Genomic DNA, 16,926 nt, shown 5'->3' on the forward strand with positions numbered 1-16,926 from the left:
ATCTCAGCGCAGCGCCACGACAGCATCGCCGCGCTGTTCGAGGACGACGTCGCCGGCCACCGTCGTGAGGATCGGCCCCGCCGCGGCGTCACGCGCAACCGGGATCGTGCGAAGCAACGCGCCGGTCGACAAGTCGAGCACGGCGATGCCGGATTCCACCGGAACCAGCAGGTTTCCGGCCATCACCGCTCCCGGGCCGAGAGCGCCCGGGAAGATCCAGCGCGGTACGAGATCGGAGGCGCCGAGTGACACCACGTCCGAACCGGTCCACCAGGTGACCGCCGAACTGCCTGTCGACGTGACGGGGTCCGGGCCGACCCGGGCGGTGAGCGCGTATTCGGACACGGCGTTGCCGGTGCCGTCGAACAGGCCGATCCGCGGTCCGTACGACGGGCCGGCGGGGAGGTAGACGGCCGTGGTCTCGCCGGACACCCCGAGGATGCGAGCGCCCTCGACGCCGGCATCCACCCCCGCCAGGACGCTCGACCCGTACTCCTCGGGTTCCTGATTGTCCTTCGGCGACGGGTTCATGACCGTCAGACGATCGGCTACCTCGCCGGGACAGCGCTCGAGAACGGACAGCCTGCTGCTACTCGAACCGACGTCGATCAGCGTGCATCCGCTGCGTGGCTGCCTCCTGGGGTTCACGGGCGCGTCCACCCGGCCGTACTCGACGGTGCGGACGAGGTCGGAGCGCCACAATTCCAGCCGGCGGTCGCCGAGAGATGCCACATACGTACCGTCGGCCTTCAGCGTCACCTCGGAATCGGCGTCGCTGCTCCGCTGGGCCAGACGCTCACCGGTACCGCCGTCGAGTTCGGTGGCCTGGGAGCAGCCGCGGTCGTCGCGGTAGACGGCCACGACCTTCTCCCACGACGCCGTCACACCGCACAGGTCGAGATCGCGCTCGTACCGCCACAGCTCGGTACCCGACATCCGGTCCCGTCCCACGACGTCCCCACCGTCGGCGGTGACGACCGCACCAGCGACGACGAGGGGCGCGGAGGTGGCGGAACTGGCGGAGTCCCAGATCGGGCTCAGCGTCTCAGGAACCGTCAGGGCCGTGACGAGCGCAGGCGGCGGCTCGGCGGCGGTGACCGAGGTGGTGCCCCGGGCATCGCTACGGAACCACACCACGGTGAGGGCGACCACGACCGCGACGGCGATTCCGGCAGCGACGACGAGATCGGCGCGCGAGCGCCGCTCAGGTGCGAGCACGGTGGTTGTTTACTCCGCGTTCGTCGCGGCGGCGCCGACCTTCGTGGTCCGGCGGCGACGACGCCGGCGGGGCTTGGAGGCACCCTCGCCGTCGGTGTCCCCGCTCGAAGCGGCGGATTCGGGTGCCGTCGGCTCCGGCGACACGGACTTGGGGCCCACGGAGTCCGCGGGGCGGCCACCACGGGTGCGGCGGCGGGTGCGGGTGCGTGCCGGACGCTCCGTGCGCTCGGCCTTCTCGCCCTGCTCGATATCGGAGCTCTCGCTCCGCTCGGCGCCCGTGTTCTCGCTCCGCTCGGATGCGACCTTCTCGGGCTTCTCCACCCGGGGGCGCTTGATCGTGCCGGTCGCGCCGGCCGGGATCGACAGCTCCTCGAACAGGTGCGGGGAGCTGGAGTACGTCTCCGCCGGATCGGGGATGCCGAGGCCGAGAGCCTTGTCGATGAGCTGCCAGCGGGGGATGTCGTCCCAGTCCACCAGCGTCACGGCGATGCCGGTGCGGCCCGCCCGCCCGGTGCGGCCGATCCGGTGGACGTACGTCTTCTCGTCCTCGGGGCACTGGTAGTTGATGACGTGGGTGACATCGTCGATATCGATGCCGCGGGCCGCGACGTCCGTTGCGACCAGCACGTCGATCTTGCCCGTGCGGAACGCCTTCAGCGCCTTCTCGCGAGCAAACTGATTGAGGTCGCCGTGGACGGAGCCGACGGAGAAACCCCGCTCGGCGAGATCGTCGGCGACCTTCTGGGCGGTGCGCTTGGTGCGGGTGAAGATCATCGTCGCGCCGCGGCCGTCGGCCTGCAGCACGCGGGCCACCATCTCCGCCTTGTCGAGCGCGTGCGCCCGGTAGATGTGCTGGCTGGTCCGGTCGTGCACCGCCGAGTCGTCGGCCTGCTCGGCGCGGATGTGCGTCGGCTGGGTGAGGAACGTGCGGGCGAGCGTGATGATCGGACCCGGCATGGTCGCCGAGAACAGCATCGTCTGGCGCTTGTCCGGCACCATTCCGAGGATGCGCTCGATGTCGGGCAGGAAGCCCAGGTCGAGCATCTCGTCGGCCTCGTCGAGAACGAGGACCTCGACCTTGCCCAGGATCAGATGACCCTGGTTGGCGAGGTCGAGCAGACGACCCGGGGTGCCCACGACGACGTCGGCGCCCTTCTGGAGCGTCGCGATCTGCGTCTCGTACGGGCGGCCACCGTAGATGGCGAGGACCTCGAGCTTGTTCTTCTCGCCCTTCAGATACTTCGCTGCGCCCTCGAGGTCCTTGGTGACCTGGATGCACAGCTCGCGGGTGGGGACGATGACCAGCGCGCGGGGAGTGCCGTCGAGTGCGGCCGTCCCGGTGGTGCCACTGGAGATGCGGTGGAGCAGCGGGACGCCGAAACCGAACGTCTTGCCCATGCCCGTGCGGGCCTGACCGATCAGGTCGTCGCCGGCGAGGGCGAGGGGGAGCGTCAGCTCCTGGATCGCGAACGTCCGCTCGATGCCGATCTCGTCGAGAGCGCGGACGATCTCGTCACGCACTCCGAGCTCGGCGAAAGTGGGGGCGACGTGCGTGGAGTCGAGTTGCGCCGACAGCGTGGTCTCGGTTGCGTCGTCTTCATGGTCGACAGTGATCTTGCTCAGGGGACTGGCCTTCCTCGTAGCTGCACGCACGCACGAGGTAAGGGCCAGGCCGCTGGTCGGCCCGATTTCCCAGTCGACGCTCGTCGATGTCCTCTTCCGAGTCGATCCTGCCACTGCCTCAGCGCTGAAATCGAAGATTTCGGCGAGGCGCGGCTGGGACCGTCGATCAGGTGCGCGCACATTATCGGTGGGAACCGCTGATCGGATCGTGATCGATCATCACTCAAACCGCGTTCTCCGTGGAGGCGAACGTGGTGACGAGCGGTTGCCCATGATCATTGTAGCCGGAGAACGCCCCACAACCGGTTACGCATGGCAAACATCACTGGGTGACCCACTAGGCTGTGGCGCCATGGAGCCCAACACGCCTGCATCCTCTGATTCCACCATTCCCGCTGATCACCCCGGCGTCAGTGAACTCTTCGCGGTCCTCGCGTACGGCGAGATCTCCGCGTTCTACCGGCTGTCCGAGGACGCGCAGATGGCGCGGACCCTGCAGGGCAAAGTGGCGCTCGCAAGCATGGCCGCCGCCGAGATGGGCCACTTCGAGATGCTCGAGAAGGCGCTGACCGCGCGTGGGTTCGACATCTTCGAGGCGATGGATCCGTTCGTCCGCCCCCTGAACAACTACCACGCGTCCACCACACCGTCGACGTGGCTCGAGGCATTGGTGAAGGCCTACGTCGGTGACGGGATCGCCGCCGACTTCTACCGCGAGATCGGGCACTCGCTGCCCGCCGAGGTCTCGCGGACGGTCGAGGAGGTGCTCTCGCAGACCGGCCACTCGGAGTTCGTCGTCCACGAGGTGCAGCAGGCGATCAAGGCCAGCAACCGCGACAAGGACCGCCTCATGCTCTGGGGCAGGCGACTGCTCGGCGAGGCCATCACCCAGGCACAGTTCGTCCTCGCGCAGCGGGAGGCGCTCACCGAACTCGTCATCTCCGCGTCCGGCGACCTCAACGGCGTCGTCGCACTGTTCGACCGCATGCAGGAGATGCACGCCGAACGCATGGCCGTGCTCGGGCTTGTGTGAGGTGTGACGGCATGTTCGCTCAGGGCACAGCCCACGGACGCGCACCGGCGGCGGCCACTGCATTAGCCTTGCCAGGACAGCTGATGTTTCTCGGAGAGTTCGGAGGTTGACCGTGGAGGTCAAGATCGGTGTAATCGACAGCCCGCGTGAGCTCATCGTCAGCAGCGAGCAGACCCCGGACGAGGTCGAGACATTGGTCTCGGACGCCCTCACCGGTGGCGACGGGATCTTGTCTCTGCAGGACGACAAGGGACGCAAGTACCTCGTGCAGTCCAGCAAGATCGCCTACGTGGAGATCGGCCCGTCCGATATCCGCAAGGTCGGATTCGCTCCGACCAAGTGAACACACGAGAAAGGGCCCGCAGTCGACTCGACTGCGGGCCCTTTCTCGTGCACGGTGTCAGCGCTGTTCGGGATGCAGCGGCACGCGGGACAGACCGCCCCACGCGAGCGTGACCGTCGTGTCGACCGCTTCTTCCTTCGGGATCGGGCGCGACGCCTCGAGCCAGTACCGCGCGGTGAACTGGCTGGCGCCGACGAGGCCGACAGCGAGGATGCGGGCGCGGTAGGGATCGAGACCGGAGTCGTGGCTGACGAGGTCGAACACGGCGTCCACGCACGCCTCGGTGGCCTGCTCGACGCGGCTCTGCACCTGGGGCTCACCCATGAGGTCCGACTCGAACACGAGCCGGAAACCCTGCGAGTCGTTGTCGACGAAGTCGAAGAACGCCTGCACCGCGGCGCGGACACGCTGCTTGTTGTCCGTGGTCGAGCGCAGTGCCTGCCGGACGCCGGAGATCAGGCTGTCGACATAGCTCTGCAACACCGCCACGTACAGCTCGAGCTTGCCGGGGAAGTGCTGGTAGAGGACGGGCTTGCTCACACCGGCGCACTCGGCGATCTCGTCCATACCGGCAGCGTGGTATCCGCGTGTGACGAAGACCTCGCTGGCTGCGGCGAGTAGCTGCAGTCGCCGGGCGTCACGGGGGAGTCGCGTGCTGCGACGGGCCCCGGTGCCCTTTCCGGGGGTGGCATCGCGATCGGAGTTCGTCCGATCCGCGAGTTCAGTCATAGCGCTTCCAATCTGCACAAGTATTCCGCGTCACATTCTGTGTAACTGTGTGAACGATACCCGCGCGTAGTGAACCGTTCATGGTGGACTCGCTGGACTCGCCCGGTCAAGGATATTGCCTGACCGGTAACTGGGACCCTGCGGCGGTCGGGTGCGCCTGGTCGCCCGGGTAGCCGCGACGTTGCGGATCGCCTCTGCGTGACACGCCGAATGACCTGCGGACGGTGCGCTGGGACGAGGCGGTGCCGGACTGTGAGATTCTGGGCTGCGTGACTGACCGAGGAGGACCGCGTGTTCGCGGCCGGGCTCCCCAGAGCTCCGAGGACGGGGAGCGACGATCGCGCAGCATCGACCAGCGTGACGTCCGTCCCCACACTTCGCAGTCGGCACCACAGTCGCATCAACCGCTCCGTGCGCAATGGGACCCGACCAGCCGCGACGTCGGCAGGCCCCGGAACCCGCGCCCCGAGCGGCAGGCGCGGAAGCAGAGCCGCATCGGCCGGTTCGTCTCCACCTACGGCTGGCGGGCCTACGCGATCCCGATCCTGCTGGTGGTCACCGTTCTCGTGGTGGTCGACGCGGTCCGGGACACCGGCGGCGGCAGCGAGACGACGGCCGAGACCGACACCCCCGGATTCGGCACCCTGTCCCGCGACACCGACGGTTCGAGCGTCATCGGGATCCCGCCGGAGGCCGACGGTAACTTCGCCGCCGAACTTCCCTCGGGCGCGCTGCCCGAGGGAGGTCCGTTCACGGCGGTCGGCGCAGGCACCTGGCACGTGGTTCCCGGAAGCGGAACCAAGATCGGGCAGGGCACCGAACGCGAATTCACGTACAGCGTCGAGATCGAGGACGGGGTCGACACGTCCGGGTTCGGCGGCGACGAGTCGTTCGGCCGGATGGTCGACCAGACGCTGTCGAATCCGAAGAGCTGGACGAAGGACCCGCGGTTCGCGTTCCGCCGCGTCGACCAGGGCGACCCCGACTTCCGGGTGTCGCTGACGTCGCAGATGACCATCCGTGAGGCGTGCGGCTACGACATCCAGCTGGAGGTGTCCTGCTACAACCCCGGCATCGATCGCGTCGTCCTCAACGAGCCGCGCTGGGTGCGGGGAGCCATCGCGTTCCAGGGCGACATCGGGTCGTACCGGCAGTACCAGATCAACCACGAGGTCGGGCACGCCATCGGCTACCAGGACCACCAGCCGTGCGAGACCGAGGGCGGCCTCGCGCCGGTGATGATGCAGCAGACGTTCGGCACGGCCAACAACGACATCGCGCAGCTCGACCCCGAGGGTATCGTCCCGATGAACGGTCTGACCTGCCATTTCAATCCGTGGCCGTTCCCGAGGGCGTGAGCAGGGGCCGCCCCGCGCGACTGCCGGCGGGAGGGGAAGAATGGACCCTGTCGGAGCGTTGAAGTCAATGCTGTCCGACGCATCGGAAGCTGTCGCGCAACGTCAGGAGTGGGCCGTGTCGCTTGACCGTTCTGTGAAGACCACCGAGGCACTGCCGCCGCTGGTGGAACCGGACGCCGAACTTTCCCGCGACGAGGTGGCGCGGTACAGCAGGCACCTGATCATCCCGGATGTCGGTATGGCGGGGCAGAAACGTCTGAAGAACGCGAAGGTCCTCGTCATCGGCGCGGGCGGCCTCGGGTCACCCGCCCTGCTGTACCTGGCGGCGGCGGGTGTGGGGACGCTCGGCATCGTCGAGTTCGACGAGGTCGACATGTCGAACCTGCAGCGGCAGGTGATCCACGGCCGGTCCGACGTGGGCCGTCCGAAGGCCGAGAGTGCGCGCGACTCGATCCGCGAGATCAACGACAACGTCGACGTCCGGTTGCACGAGTTCCGGCTCGAGCCCGACAACGCCGTGGAACTGTTCGAGCAGTACGACCTGATCCTCGACGGCACCGACAACTTCGCCACCCGGTATCTCGTCAACGACGCCGCCGTCCTCGCGCACAAGCCGTACGTGTGGGGCTCGATCTACCGATTCGAGGGCCAGGCGTCCGTGTTCTGGGAGGATGCGCCGAACGGTCGCGGACTCAACTACCGGGACCTGTACCCGGAGGCGCCCCCGCCGGGCATGGTGCCGTCGTGCGCCGAGGGCGGTGTGCTCGGTGTGCTCTGCGCGTCGATCGGTTCGATCATGGCCACCGAGGCGGTCAAGTTGATCACCGGCATCGGGGAGTCGCTGCTCGGACGGCTGATGGTCTACGACGCACTGGACATGACCTACCGCACCATCACGTTGCGCCGGGATCCGGCGCGGACCCCGGTCACCGAACTGATCGACTACGACGCGTTCTGCGGCGTGGTGTCCGACGAGGGTCAGGCGGCGGCGGCCGGTTCGACCATCACGGCCACGGAGCTGCGTGATCTCCTCGACTCCGGCAAGGAGATCGAACTGATCGACGTGCGCGAGCCGGTCGAGTGGGACATCGTCCACCTGCCCGGTGCCGTGCTGATCCCCAAGGACCGGATCCTGTCGGGGGAGGCGCTGTCGGAGCTTCCGCAGAACAAGCCGATCGTGCTGCACTGCAAGACCGGCGTCCGCTCGGCGGAAGCGCTGGCCGCGCTGAAGAAGGCCGGCTTCTCCGACGCCACACATCTGCAGGGCGGCGTGATCGCGTGGGCGAAACAGGTGGACACCAGCCTGCCCGTCTACTGACCTTCGTCGTGGCGTGATTGCCCGTGCCCGGGCCAGCGCGCCTTGCAGTGTCACCGGCCCACCCGGCGGTAGCGTTGAGTCCGTGAGCACAGGCCAACCCCCTCAACACGTGTGCTCCACGTTCGGCCTCCGGGAAGTCGAGCCCATCCCACTCGGTGCGGACTGGGACGGCGGGTGGCTCTGTGGAGACGTAGTCCTGTCAGCCGTCGCCGACCACGCGCGCGCCGCGTGGTCCGCCAAGATCCGCGAGACGCTGGAGGTGGACGGGGTGCGGCTCGCGCGTCCTGTGCGGTCCACCGACGGCCGGTATGTGGTGTCCGGGTGGCGGGCCGACACGTTCATCGAGGGCACGCCCGAACCGCGTCACGACGAGGTCGTGTCGATGTCGGGGCGGCTTCACGCCGCCACCTCGCAGCTCGACCGTCCCCGGTTCCTCGTGCAGCCCCCGGTTGCGCCGTGGGCCGAGGTCGACGTGTTCGTGGCTGCGGATCGCGCCGCCTGGGAGAAGATCCCGCTGCGCAGCGCGAAGGGTGCGGAACAGCTCGAGACGCCGTCCCCCGACGGTCGCAAGAGCCTGGAACTGATCACCGGACTCGCGACGCTGCGCAAGCCCGTCACGGGCCCGGACCAGCTGGTGCACGGAGACCTGTTCGGCACCGTCCTGTTCGCCGGTGCCCTCGCGCCCGGGATCACCGACATCACTCCGTACTGGCGTCCCGCGTCGTGGGCGGCGGCGGTGGCCGTGGTGGATGCCATTTCCTGGGGTGGAGCCGACGAGGCCCTCATCGGCCGTTGGGAAGATCTGCCCGAATGGCCGCAAATGCTCCTGCGTGCGGTGCTGTTCAGGCTCGCCGTCCACGTGCTGCACCCACGCTCGACCGCGGAGGCGTTTCCCGGACTTGCCCGCACGGCCGACGTGGTACGCCTCCTGCTCTAGGTGAGCAGCTCCGCGAACAGATCGCGGGCGGCCGTGGTCGCGGCAGCCTCGTCCCCGTCGACCACCGCCTGGATCAGACGCCCGTGCTCGTCGTGGAACCCGACACCGGTCGCGTGGACGTGCCGGTCGACGGTCTGGGCGATCGAGGGCAGAAGCGAGTCGTAGAACTCCAGGTACACGGCGTTGTGGCTCGCTTCGACGATCGCGCGGTGCAGGCTCACGTCCGCCGCGACGGCGGCCTCCGTGTCGGATTCGGCCCAGCACCGGGAGCGCTCGTCGAGGAGGCTCTGCAGGCGTGCGACGTCGTCCGGGGTGCGGCGCCGGGCGGCGAGCGCGGCGGCGGTGACGTCGAGCGCCTGCCGCAGTTCCGTGACGTCGCGCTCGTGTGCGCCGGCGAAGTACTTGCCGAGTGTGCCCCCGACGTCAGAGGTGGCGACGACGTACGTGCCGGATCCCTGCCGCCGTTCGAGCAGGCCGGTGTGGACGAGGGCCTGCACCGCCTCGCGGACAGTGTTGCGTCCCGTTCCGGTGAGTTCGGACAGCGCGGTCTCGGTGGGGATCTTCGCGCCGACCGCCCACCGACCACTGCAGATCTCGTCGCGCAGCTGCTCGGTGACCTGTGAGATCAGACTCGAGCGGCGCACTGGTTTTCCAAAGGTCATCCTGTCATCCTATGATTTCTCTTGTGACTCTTCTACGCGGCCGCCTCCTCGTCTTCTGTGCGATCGCCATGTCTGCTCTCGTGCTGAGGCTGGCGGTCACCTCGTTCACCCCGCTTGCCTCGCAGATCCGGGAGGACATCGGATTCTCGCCGACGGTCGTCGGGGTGTTCGGAATGGTGCCGACGGCGATGTTCGCGCTGTTCGGACTGGGGACGCCGCTCATCGCCAAGCGGTGGGGCCTGGAACGGACCGCCCTCGTCGCGATGCTGATGGCCGCGGTCGGCATGCTCACGAGAGCCCTGATGAGCGACACCTGGTCACTGCTGGCACTGTCGGCGCTCGCGCTGGCAGGCATGGGAATCGGCAACGTGGTGATTCCGCCGCTCGTCAAGCGTTACTTCTCCGACCGGCTGGCCGTGATGAGCTCGGTGTACATCGTCGGCGTGCAGCTCGGCACCATCGCGCCCGCCTTCGTGGCCGTCCCGCTCGCCGAGGCATTCGGCTGGCGGTTCTCGATCGGCGTGTGGGCGCTCCTCGGCTTCGCCGCGGCGGTCCCGTGGATCTTCCTCCTCGCCCGCGAACGACGTCGCGCCGTGGTCGTGACGGCGCAGCCGCCGGCGGACGTTCCGGCCGAGCGTCCCCACGGGAAGGCCTGGCGATCGCCCGTCGGCTGGGGAATGGCCGGCATGTTCGGGATGACGTCGATGATCACGTACTCGATGTTCACCTGGATTCCCGACATCCTGTCCGACGCCGGCGCGAGTGAGGCGTTCGGCGGTGCCATGGTGGGACTGTTCTCGTTCATGGGACTCGTCGCGGCGTTCGGCGCCCCCACGCTGTGCGCGCGTATGCGCAACCCGTTCCCGATCGTGATCGGGTGCGCGGTCTGCTACCTCGTCTCCTTCAGCGGACTCCTGCTCGCCCCGATGAGCGCGCCGATCCTGTGGATCGTGCTGCTCGGGCTCGGGCCCAGCACGTTCCCGATGTCGCTGACACTGATCAATCTCCGCACGCGCAGCCATCTCGGCTCGGCGACGCTGTCCGGTTTCACCCAGGGTGTGGGTTACGCCGTCGCGTGCCTCGGTCCGTTACTGTTCGGCGTGTTCCACGATGCCTCCGGCGGGTGGACCCTGTCGTTCGGTTTCTTGACGTGCGGCGTGGTGATCCTCCTCATCGCAGCGTTCCAGGCATGCAAGCCGCGCATGCTCGAGGACAGCTGGCACGTCGATTCGGAGCCGCAGGACGCTCTTCGACACGTCTAGGAAACATGCAGGAAACCTCACATCGGCCCAGCTGAAAAGTGAGGATCAGTTGACGTTGCGGTCACCGACCGCAGCACCGCCGCAACACCGGTTTTCTACCTTTGGGTCTCCCACACAACGAGGAGGCCCGGGTGAAGAAGCACTACATCGAGCACTGGGACGCGGAAGACGTCGACGCCTGGGAGGCGGGCGGCAAGGACATCGCCAAGCGGAACCTGATCTGGTCGGTAGTCGCTGAGCACGTCGGCTTCTCCGTCTGGTCGATCTGGTCCGTCATGGTCCTGTTCATGCCGACCGACATCTACGGCATCGACGCGGCGGGCAAGTTCTTCCTCGTCGCGGTCCCGACCCTCGTCGGCTCGATTCTGCGGATCCCGTACACGGTGGCGACGGCCCGCTTCGGCGGCCGCAACTGGACCGTCTTCAGCGCCCTCGTCCTGCTCGTGCCGACGCTGTTCACGCTGTACCTGATGATGAACCCCGGCGCGTCGTACACGACGTTCATCCTCGTGGCAGCCCTCGCCGGCGTCGGCGGCGGCAACTTCGCCTCGTCGATGACCAACATCAACGCGTTCTACCCGCAGCGCCTCAAGGGCTGGGCGCTCGGCCTCAACGCAGGCGGCGGCAACATCGGCGTCCCGATGATCCAGGTGATCGGCCTGCTCGTGATCGCCACCCTGGGTAACACGGAGCCGTGGATCGTCTGCGCCGTCTACCTGGTCTTCATCGCCGTCGCCGCGGTCGGCGCCGCCCTGTTCATGGACAACCTCGGCAACCAGAAGTCCGATCTCCGGTCGATGGCCAAGGCGCTGAAGTTCTCCGACTCGTGGGTCATCAGCTTCCTCTACATCGGCACGTTCGGCTCGTTCATCGGCTTCAGCTTCGCGTTCGGCCAGGTGCTGCAGATCAACTTCCTCGCCGGCGGCGCCACCCCCGCCGCGGCCGCGCTGCACGCCGCCCAGATCGCCTTCATCGGACCGCTGCTCGGCTCCATCGCGCGGCCGATGGGCGGCAAGCTCGCCGACCGCATCGGCGGCGGCAAGATCACGCTGTACACGTTCGTCGCCATGGCGCTCGCCGCCGCAGTGCTGGTCACCGCGGGGACCATCGACGACGGCACGCCCGGCGCGGCCACGGCCGGAGTGCTGGTGGCGTTCGTGTTCGGCTTCATCACCCTCATCCTGCTGGCGGGCATCGGCAACGGCTCGGTCTACAAGATGATTCCGTCGATCTTCGAGGCCAAGGCGCAGGGACTCGAGGGATTGAGCCGGGACGCCAAGGCGGCGTGGTCGCGGGCGATGTCCGGCGCGCTCATCGGGTTCGCAGGCGCCATCGGTGGCCTCGGCGGCGTCGGCATCAACCTGGTGCTGCGCGCGTCCTACGGGGGCACCGCGAAGTCGGCGACCATGGCGTTCTGGGTGTTCCTCGCCTTCTACATCGCCTGCATCTTCGTCACCTGGTTCGTCTTCCTGCGCCGCCCGTCCGTCACCCGTGGGCTCACCGTCTCCGGCGACGACGAAAAGGTGTCGGTCTCGGCGTGACCTCACGCAGTACCGCATGAACTCGAGTAATTCAGCTAGAAGGAGCGACGGCATGAGCCGCAAGTCAGCAGTGGTCATCGGACACGGAATGGTCGGACATCGATTCGTCGAGGCGTTGCGTGCGCGCGACGAGTCGGACGACTGGTCGGTGACGGTGCTCTGCGAGGAGCCCCTCCCCGCGTACGACCGGGTGGGACTGTCCTCCTACGTGGGGGCGTGGGACCACAAGGAGCTTGCGCTCGCGGGCAACGACTACCCGGACGACGCTCTCGTCGATCTCCGGATCGGCCGCCGGGCCGCGACCATCGATCGGGAGTCCCGCAAGGTCACCACCGATTCGGGCGAGGTCGTCGCGTACGACGCTCTCGTGATGGCCACCGGTTCGTACCCGTTCGTGCCGCCGATCCCCGGGCACGACCGGCCGGAGTGCTTCGTCTACCGCACGCTCGACGACCTCGACGGCATCCGGAAGCGGGCCGACGCGGCCGGTCCCGGCGCCGTCGGTGTCGTCGTCGGCGGTGGTCTGCTCGGACTCGAGGCCGCGAACGCCCTCAAATTGATGGGCATGACACCGCACGTCGTCGAGTTCGCACCCCGGCTGATGCCCCTGCAGGTGGACGAGGGTGGTGGAGCGCTGCTCGCCAACCTGGTCACCGACCTGGGTCTCACCGTCCACACGGGTGTCGGCACCGCAGGCATCACCGAGGGTCCGGACGGGATCAGCGTCGAACTGTCCGACGGTTCGGTGATCGAGGCCGCGCTGCTGGTGTTCTCCGCGGGTGTGCGGCCGCAGGACCAGCTGGCCCGCGACGCCGGACTCGAGGTCGGCGAGCGGGGCGGGATTATCACGGACCTCGGCTGCCGCACGTCGGACGAGAACATCTACGCGGTCGGCGAGTGCGCCGCGGTGGAGGGACGGTGCTACGGCCTCGTCGCACCCGGCTACACCACCGCGGAGATCGTCGCGGACCGGTTGCTCGGCGGGGCGGCGGAGTTCCCGGGCGCCGACCTGTCCACCAAGCTCAAGCTGATGGGTGTGGACGTCGCCAGCTTCGGCGACGCGCACGCTCAGACCCCCGGCGCCCTGGAGGTGGTCCTCAGCGACGCCGCCAAGGGCACCTACGCCAAGCTGGTGGTGTCCGACGACGCGAAGACGCTGCTCGGCGGCATCCTCGTCGGCGACGCGTCCGCATACGCGTCGCTGCGCCCGCTCGTCGGCCGTGAACTGCCGGGCGATCCGGCCTCGCTCATCTCGCCGGCGGGGGAGAAGCCCGGCGCCGGCTCCCTGCCCGACGACGCCGAGGTGTGCTCCTGCAACGGCGTCACCAAGGGTTCCATCTGCGGGGCCATCGCCGACGGTGCCTGCGACATCGCGCAGGTCAAGAGCTGCACCAACGCCGGAACGACGTGCGGCGGCTGCCTGCCGACGATCAAGCAGCTCCTCGCGTCGTCCGGCGTGGTGATGTCCAAGGCGCTGTGCGAGCACTTCGAGCAGTCCCGCGCCGAACTGTTCGAGATCGTGCAGGCCACCGACACGCGCACGTTCTCCGCGCTCATCTCGAAGTACGGGAAGGGGTCGGGCTGCGACATCTGCAAGCCCGTCGTCGCATCGATCCTGGCGTCCACCGACTCGGATCACATCCTGCACCGCAACCAGGCGGGCCTGCAGGACACGAACGACCACTTCCTCGCCAACATCCAGAAGAACGGCACCTACTCGGTGGTGCCGCGGATGCCCGGCGGCGAATGCACGCCCGAACAGCTCATCGTCATCGGCGAGGTGGCCCGCGACTTCGGCCTCTACACCAAGGTCACCGGCGGTCAGCGCATCGACCTGTTCGGCGCCCGCGTCGAACAGCTACCCGCGATCTGGAAGCGACTCGTCGACGCGGGCATGGAGTCCGGTCAGGCCTACGGCAAGTCGCTGCGCACCGTGAAGAGCTGCGTCGGATCCACCTGGTGCCGATACGGCGTGCAGGACTCCGTCGGCATGGCGGTCGACCTGGAGAACCGGTACCGGGGCCTGCGGTCCCCGCACAAGCTCAAGTTCGGTGTCTCGGGTTGCGCCCGCGAATGCGCCGAGGCACGCGGCAAGGACGTCGGCGTCATCGCCACCGAGAACGGCTGGAACCTGTACGTCGGCGGCAACGGCGGCCAGTCCCCGAAGCACGCCCAGCTGCTCGCCGGTGGGCTCGACGACGAGACCCTGGTCCGCTACATCGACCGGTACCTCATGTTCTACATCCGCACCGCGGATCGTCTTCAGCGCACCGCGCCGTGGGTCGACTCCCTCGAAGGCGGGCTCGACCACCTCAAGGCAGTGGTGTGCGAGGACAGCCTGGGCATCGCCGCCGACCTCGAGGCGGCCATGGCGAAGCACGTTCTGGGATACAAGGACGAGTGGGCGGGCGTGCTCGAGGACCCGGAGAAGCTGTCGCGGTTCGTGTCGTTCGTCAATGCGCCCGAGGAAGCCGATCCGACCGTCTCGTTCGACGACACGGGCGTCCGGAAGGTCCCCGTGTTGATGGGAATGCCGAAATTCGCAGCTTCTACACCGGAGTAATCCCCGCTTAACGCTGCGGAAACACCGACCCCGAACGATGTATCCAAGCACGGATACACACCAGCCCGAAGGAGGACTGTGATGACCGTCGTCGACATGAACGTGCACAGTGCCAGTGGAATCAGGCGTGAAAGCGTCCAGTCAGGCCGTCTCGAATGGACGTCCGCGTGCCCGCTCAGCCAGCTGATTCCCGGTCTCGGGGTGGCGGTACTGCTGCGAGGCGGGGAGCAGGTGGCACTGTTCCTGCTCGAGGACGGAACGCTGCGCGCCGTGGGCAACATCGACCCGTTCGGGCGCGCGGCCGTGATGTCCCGCGGCCTCGTTGGTGACCGGGCCGGCGAGCCCACCGTGGCGTCGCCGCTGCTCAAGCAGGTGTTCTCGCTGGTCGACGGTCGCTGCCTCGACGACGAGTCGGTGTGGTTGCCCGTGTACGACGTGCGGGTGTGGGCCGGCGTCGTCCAGGTTCACAGCACGAACGCGTGAACGACGACACGCCGCTGTGCGGATTCACGATCGGGATCACGGCGTCCCGGCGTGCGGAAGAATTCGCCACGCTGCTGACGCGGCGCGGTGCCACCGTGGTGCACGCCCCGGCCATCCGCATCATCCCGCTGGCCGACGACACGGAACTCGAGCGCGTCACGCGCCAGATCATCGACAACCCGCCGGAGATCGTCGTCGCGACGACGGGGATCGGGTTCCGCGGCTGGATGGAGGCCGCGGACGGCTGGGGTGAAGCGGAGGAGCTGGGCCGCGCACTGGCGTCGAGCCGCCTGCTGGCCCGCGGACCCAAGGCGAAGGGCGCGATCCGGGCCGCGGACCTGCGGGAAGAGTGGTCACCCGCCTCGGAGTCGTCGGCCGAGGTGCTCGATCACCTGCTCGGTGAGGGCGTCGAAGGCAAGCGCATCGCGGTCCAGCTGCACGGTGCCACCACGGAATGGGAGCCCGTCGCGGACTTCTGCGAGGTGCTCCGCTGCGCGGGCGCCGACGTGATCGCCGTCCCCGTCTACCGGTGGACACCGCTCGAGGACCAGGCCCCGATGGACCGGATGATCGAACTGATCGCCTCCGGCGGCCTCGACGCGGTCAGCTTCACCAGCGCACCGGCGGTCGCCTCGCTGCTGACCCGCGCCAAGGAGACCGGAATGATCGAGATGGTGCTGCACTCGTTCCGGCACCGAGTCCTCGCGGCCTGCGTGGGGCCGGTGACCGCGGGACCGCTGCGCGAACTCGAGGTGCCGACGACGACGCCGGCGCGCTCGCGGCTGGGTGCCCTCGCGCGGCACATCGCCGACGAACTGCCGAGGCGGGCGAACAAGATCCAGACCGCCGGACACGAACTGAGCATCCGCGGCGGCTGCGTCGTCGTCGACGGCGAGGTGCGGCAGCTGCCCCCCGCCGCGATGTCGCTGATGCGCACGCTCGGCGCCCGGCCCGGCCGGGTCGTACCCCGGGACGAACTGCTCGCGGCGCTGCCCGGTGGTGGTGGCGACACCCACGCCGTGGAGACCGCCGTGGCGAGGCTGCGGGCGTCCCTGGGTGCACCGAAAGCCGTCCAGACGGTGGTCAAGCGGGGATACCGCCTCGCTCTCGACCCCGTCGACTGCGTCGATTCACGTGAGGAGGGACAGCAATGAACGAGACAGCACTGGTACTGGTGGCACACGGCACGCGGAGTCCCCGGGGCGTGGAGATGATCGCCGCGCTCGCCGACGCCGTCGCCGAGCAGGTCGGACCCACCCGGGTGTCCTTCGTGGACGTTCTCGGGCCCTCACCGGCCGAGGTGCTCCGCGACATCACCGGGCCCGCCGTCGTGGTCCCGGCGTTCCTCGCGTCCGGCTACCACGTCCACACCGACGTTCCGCGGGAAGTCGCGGACAGCGGTCACCCCTCGGTGGCCGTGACCCGGGCGCTGGGACCGGACCCCGTTCTCGCGGAGGTCCTGCTGCGGCGCCTCGTCGACGCGGGCTGGCGGCCCGGCGACGCGGTCGTGCTCGCCGCGGCCGGCTCGTCCGACCCGCGGGCCCTGCGCGACGTCCGGCGCGCCGCGGCGTTGCTGTCGGAGCTCGTCGCGTCGCGGGTCCGGATCGGCTACGTGGCGACAGCGCAGCCGCGGGTCCCCGACGTGGTGGCCGGATTGCGTGCGAGCGGCGAGAAGCGCGTGTTCGTCGCGTCGTATCTCCTGGCCCACGGACTGTTCCACGCGCGCCTCGCCGATGCCGGTGCGGACGGAGTGGCCGAGCCGCTCGGTGTCGATCCGGCCATCGTCGACCTCGTGGCGGAGCGCTACCGAAGCGGAATTCCGGCCGCGTTGCGCACCCTGTCGTTCCAGCGCTGAC

Annotated in this window: 15 protein-coding genes; 11 read left to right on the top strand and 4 right to left on the bottom strand. The window is 68.5% G+C overall.

Annotated elements, in window-relative coordinates; all coding sequences use genetic code 11:
- Positions 1 to 3: 3 nt before the first annotated feature.
- Both ACLIVD_RS13770 and ACLIVD_RS13775 read right to left on the bottom strand, forming a co-directional pair.
- On the bottom strand, positions 4 to 1,218 hold the full coding sequence (locus tag ACLIVD_RS13770) for an Rv3212 family protein (RefSeq protein ID WP_477953825.1): 1,215 nt from the start codon (positions 1,216 to 1,218) through the stop codon (positions 4 to 6).
- A gap of 9 nt (positions 1,219 to 1,227) precedes the next feature.
- Positions 1,228 to 2,871, bottom strand: a complete 1,644-nt coding sequence (locus ACLIVD_RS13775; protein ID WP_491932875.1) for a DEAD/DEAH box helicase — start codon at positions 2,869 to 2,871, stop codon at positions 1,228 to 1,230.
- 322 nt (positions 2,872 to 3,193) lie between these two features.
- Between ACLIVD_RS13775 and ACLIVD_RS13780 the strand changes: the two genes are divergently transcribed.
- Together ACLIVD_RS13780 and ACLIVD_RS13785 are read left to right on the top strand one after the other, a co-directional pair.
- On the top strand, positions 3,194 to 3,874 hold the full coding sequence (locus ACLIVD_RS13780) for a ferritin-like fold-containing protein (RefSeq protein WP_009479559.1): 681 nt from the start codon (positions 3,194 to 3,196) through the stop codon (positions 3,872 to 3,874).
- A 112-nt stretch (positions 3,875 to 3,986) separates the two neighbouring features.
- Entirely contained in the window at positions 3,987 to 4,217 is a 231-nt protein-coding gene (locus ACLIVD_RS13785; RefSeq protein ID WP_005259708.1) for a DUF3107 domain-containing protein, read from the top strand.
- A 57-nt stretch (positions 4,218 to 4,274) separates the two neighbouring features.
- Here the strand turns inward: ACLIVD_RS13785 and fasR are convergent, their stop codons facing one another.
- Complete coding sequence (gene fasR / locus ACLIVD_RS13790; protein WP_009479561.1) at positions 4,275 to 4,946, bottom strand: HTH-type transcriptional activator FasR; 672 nt, start codon at positions 4,944 to 4,946, stop codon at positions 4,275 to 4,277.
- Positions 4,947 to 5,170: 224 nt separating this feature from the next.
- On the opposite strand from fasR, the gene ACLIVD_RS13795 reads away from it, so the two are divergent.
- The 3 genes from ACLIVD_RS13795 (at position 5,171) to ACLIVD_RS13805 (ending at position 8,559) form a co-directional block, all read left to right on the top strand.
- The gene (locus ACLIVD_RS13795; RefSeq protein ID WP_280781649.1) at positions 5,171 to 6,304 is read left to right on the top strand and encodes a DUF3152 domain-containing protein; all 1,134 of its coding nucleotides are present in this window, start codon (positions 5,171 to 5,173) and stop codon (positions 6,302 to 6,304) included.
- Positions 6,305 to 6,437: 133 nt separating this feature from the next.
- On the top strand, positions 6,438 to 7,622 hold the full coding sequence (moeZ, locus tag ACLIVD_RS13800; protein ID WP_016883159.1) for an adenylyltransferase/sulfurtransferase MoeZ: 1,185 nt from the start codon (positions 6,438 to 6,440) through the stop codon (positions 7,620 to 7,622).
- Between the two features lie 82 nt (positions 7,623 to 7,704).
- Positions 7,705 to 8,559: a TIGR02569 family protein gene (locus ACLIVD_RS13805; RefSeq protein ID WP_280781650.1), complete on the top strand. Its 855-nt coding sequence runs from the start codon at positions 7,705 to 7,707 to the stop codon at positions 8,557 to 8,559.
- On the opposite strand, the gene ACLIVD_RS13810 is transcribed toward ACLIVD_RS13805, so the two are convergent.
- Positions 8,556 to 9,221 carry a FadR/GntR family transcriptional regulator gene (locus tag ACLIVD_RS13810; RefSeq protein WP_280781651.1) on the bottom strand — a complete coding sequence of 222 codons (666 nt, stop codon included), beginning with the start codon at positions 9,219 to 9,221 and terminating at the stop codon, positions 8,556 to 8,558. The genes ACLIVD_RS13805 and ACLIVD_RS13810 overlap by 4 nt on opposite strands.
- An 11-nt stretch (positions 9,222 to 9,232) precedes the next feature.
- Between ACLIVD_RS13810 and ACLIVD_RS13815 the strand changes: the two genes are divergently transcribed.
- From ACLIVD_RS13815 to ACLIVD_RS13840, 6 genes are all read left to right on the top strand, one after another.
- Positions 9,233 to 10,483 carry a CynX/NimT family MFS transporter gene (locus tag ACLIVD_RS13815; protein WP_280781652.1) on the top strand — a complete coding sequence of 417 codons (1,251 nt, stop codon included), beginning with the start codon at positions 9,233 to 9,235 and terminating at the stop codon, positions 10,481 to 10,483.
- A 131-nt stretch (positions 10,484 to 10,614) separates the two neighbouring features.
- Positions 10,615 to 12,024, top strand: coding sequence for an MFS transporter (locus ACLIVD_RS13820; RefSeq protein ID WP_283335227.1), 1,410 nt, complete (start codon positions 10,615 to 10,617; stop codon positions 12,022 to 12,024).
- 52 nt (positions 12,025 to 12,076) lie between these two features.
- Positions 12,077 to 14,587 carry a nitrite reductase large subunit NirB gene (gene nirB / locus ACLIVD_RS13825; RefSeq protein ID WP_418342074.1) on the top strand — a complete coding sequence of 837 codons (2,511 nt, stop codon included), beginning with the start codon at positions 12,077 to 12,079 and terminating at the stop codon, positions 14,585 to 14,587.
- An 81-nt stretch (positions 14,588 to 14,668) separates the two neighbouring features.
- Positions 14,669 to 15,070 (top strand): nitrite reductase small subunit NirD, encoded by a 402-nt coding sequence (gene nirD / locus ACLIVD_RS13830; RefSeq protein WP_283335228.1) that lies wholly within the window; start codon positions 14,669 to 14,671, stop codon positions 15,068 to 15,070.
- On the top strand, positions 15,067 to 16,224 hold the full coding sequence (locus ACLIVD_RS13835; protein WP_105413145.1) for a uroporphyrinogen-III synthase: 1,158 nt from the start codon (positions 15,067 to 15,069) through the stop codon (positions 16,222 to 16,224). The genes nirD and ACLIVD_RS13835 overlap by 4 nt, the downstream gene beginning before the upstream one ends.
- Entirely contained in the window at positions 16,221 to 16,925 is a 705-nt protein-coding gene (locus tag ACLIVD_RS13840) for a sirohydrochlorin chelatase (protein ID WP_418342076.1), read from the top strand. Before ACLIVD_RS13835 ends, ACLIVD_RS13840 begins: the two co-directional genes overlap by 4 nt.
- Position 16,926 lies beyond the last annotated feature (1 nt).

The organism is Rhodococcus sp. G6(2025), assembly GCF_058628105.1.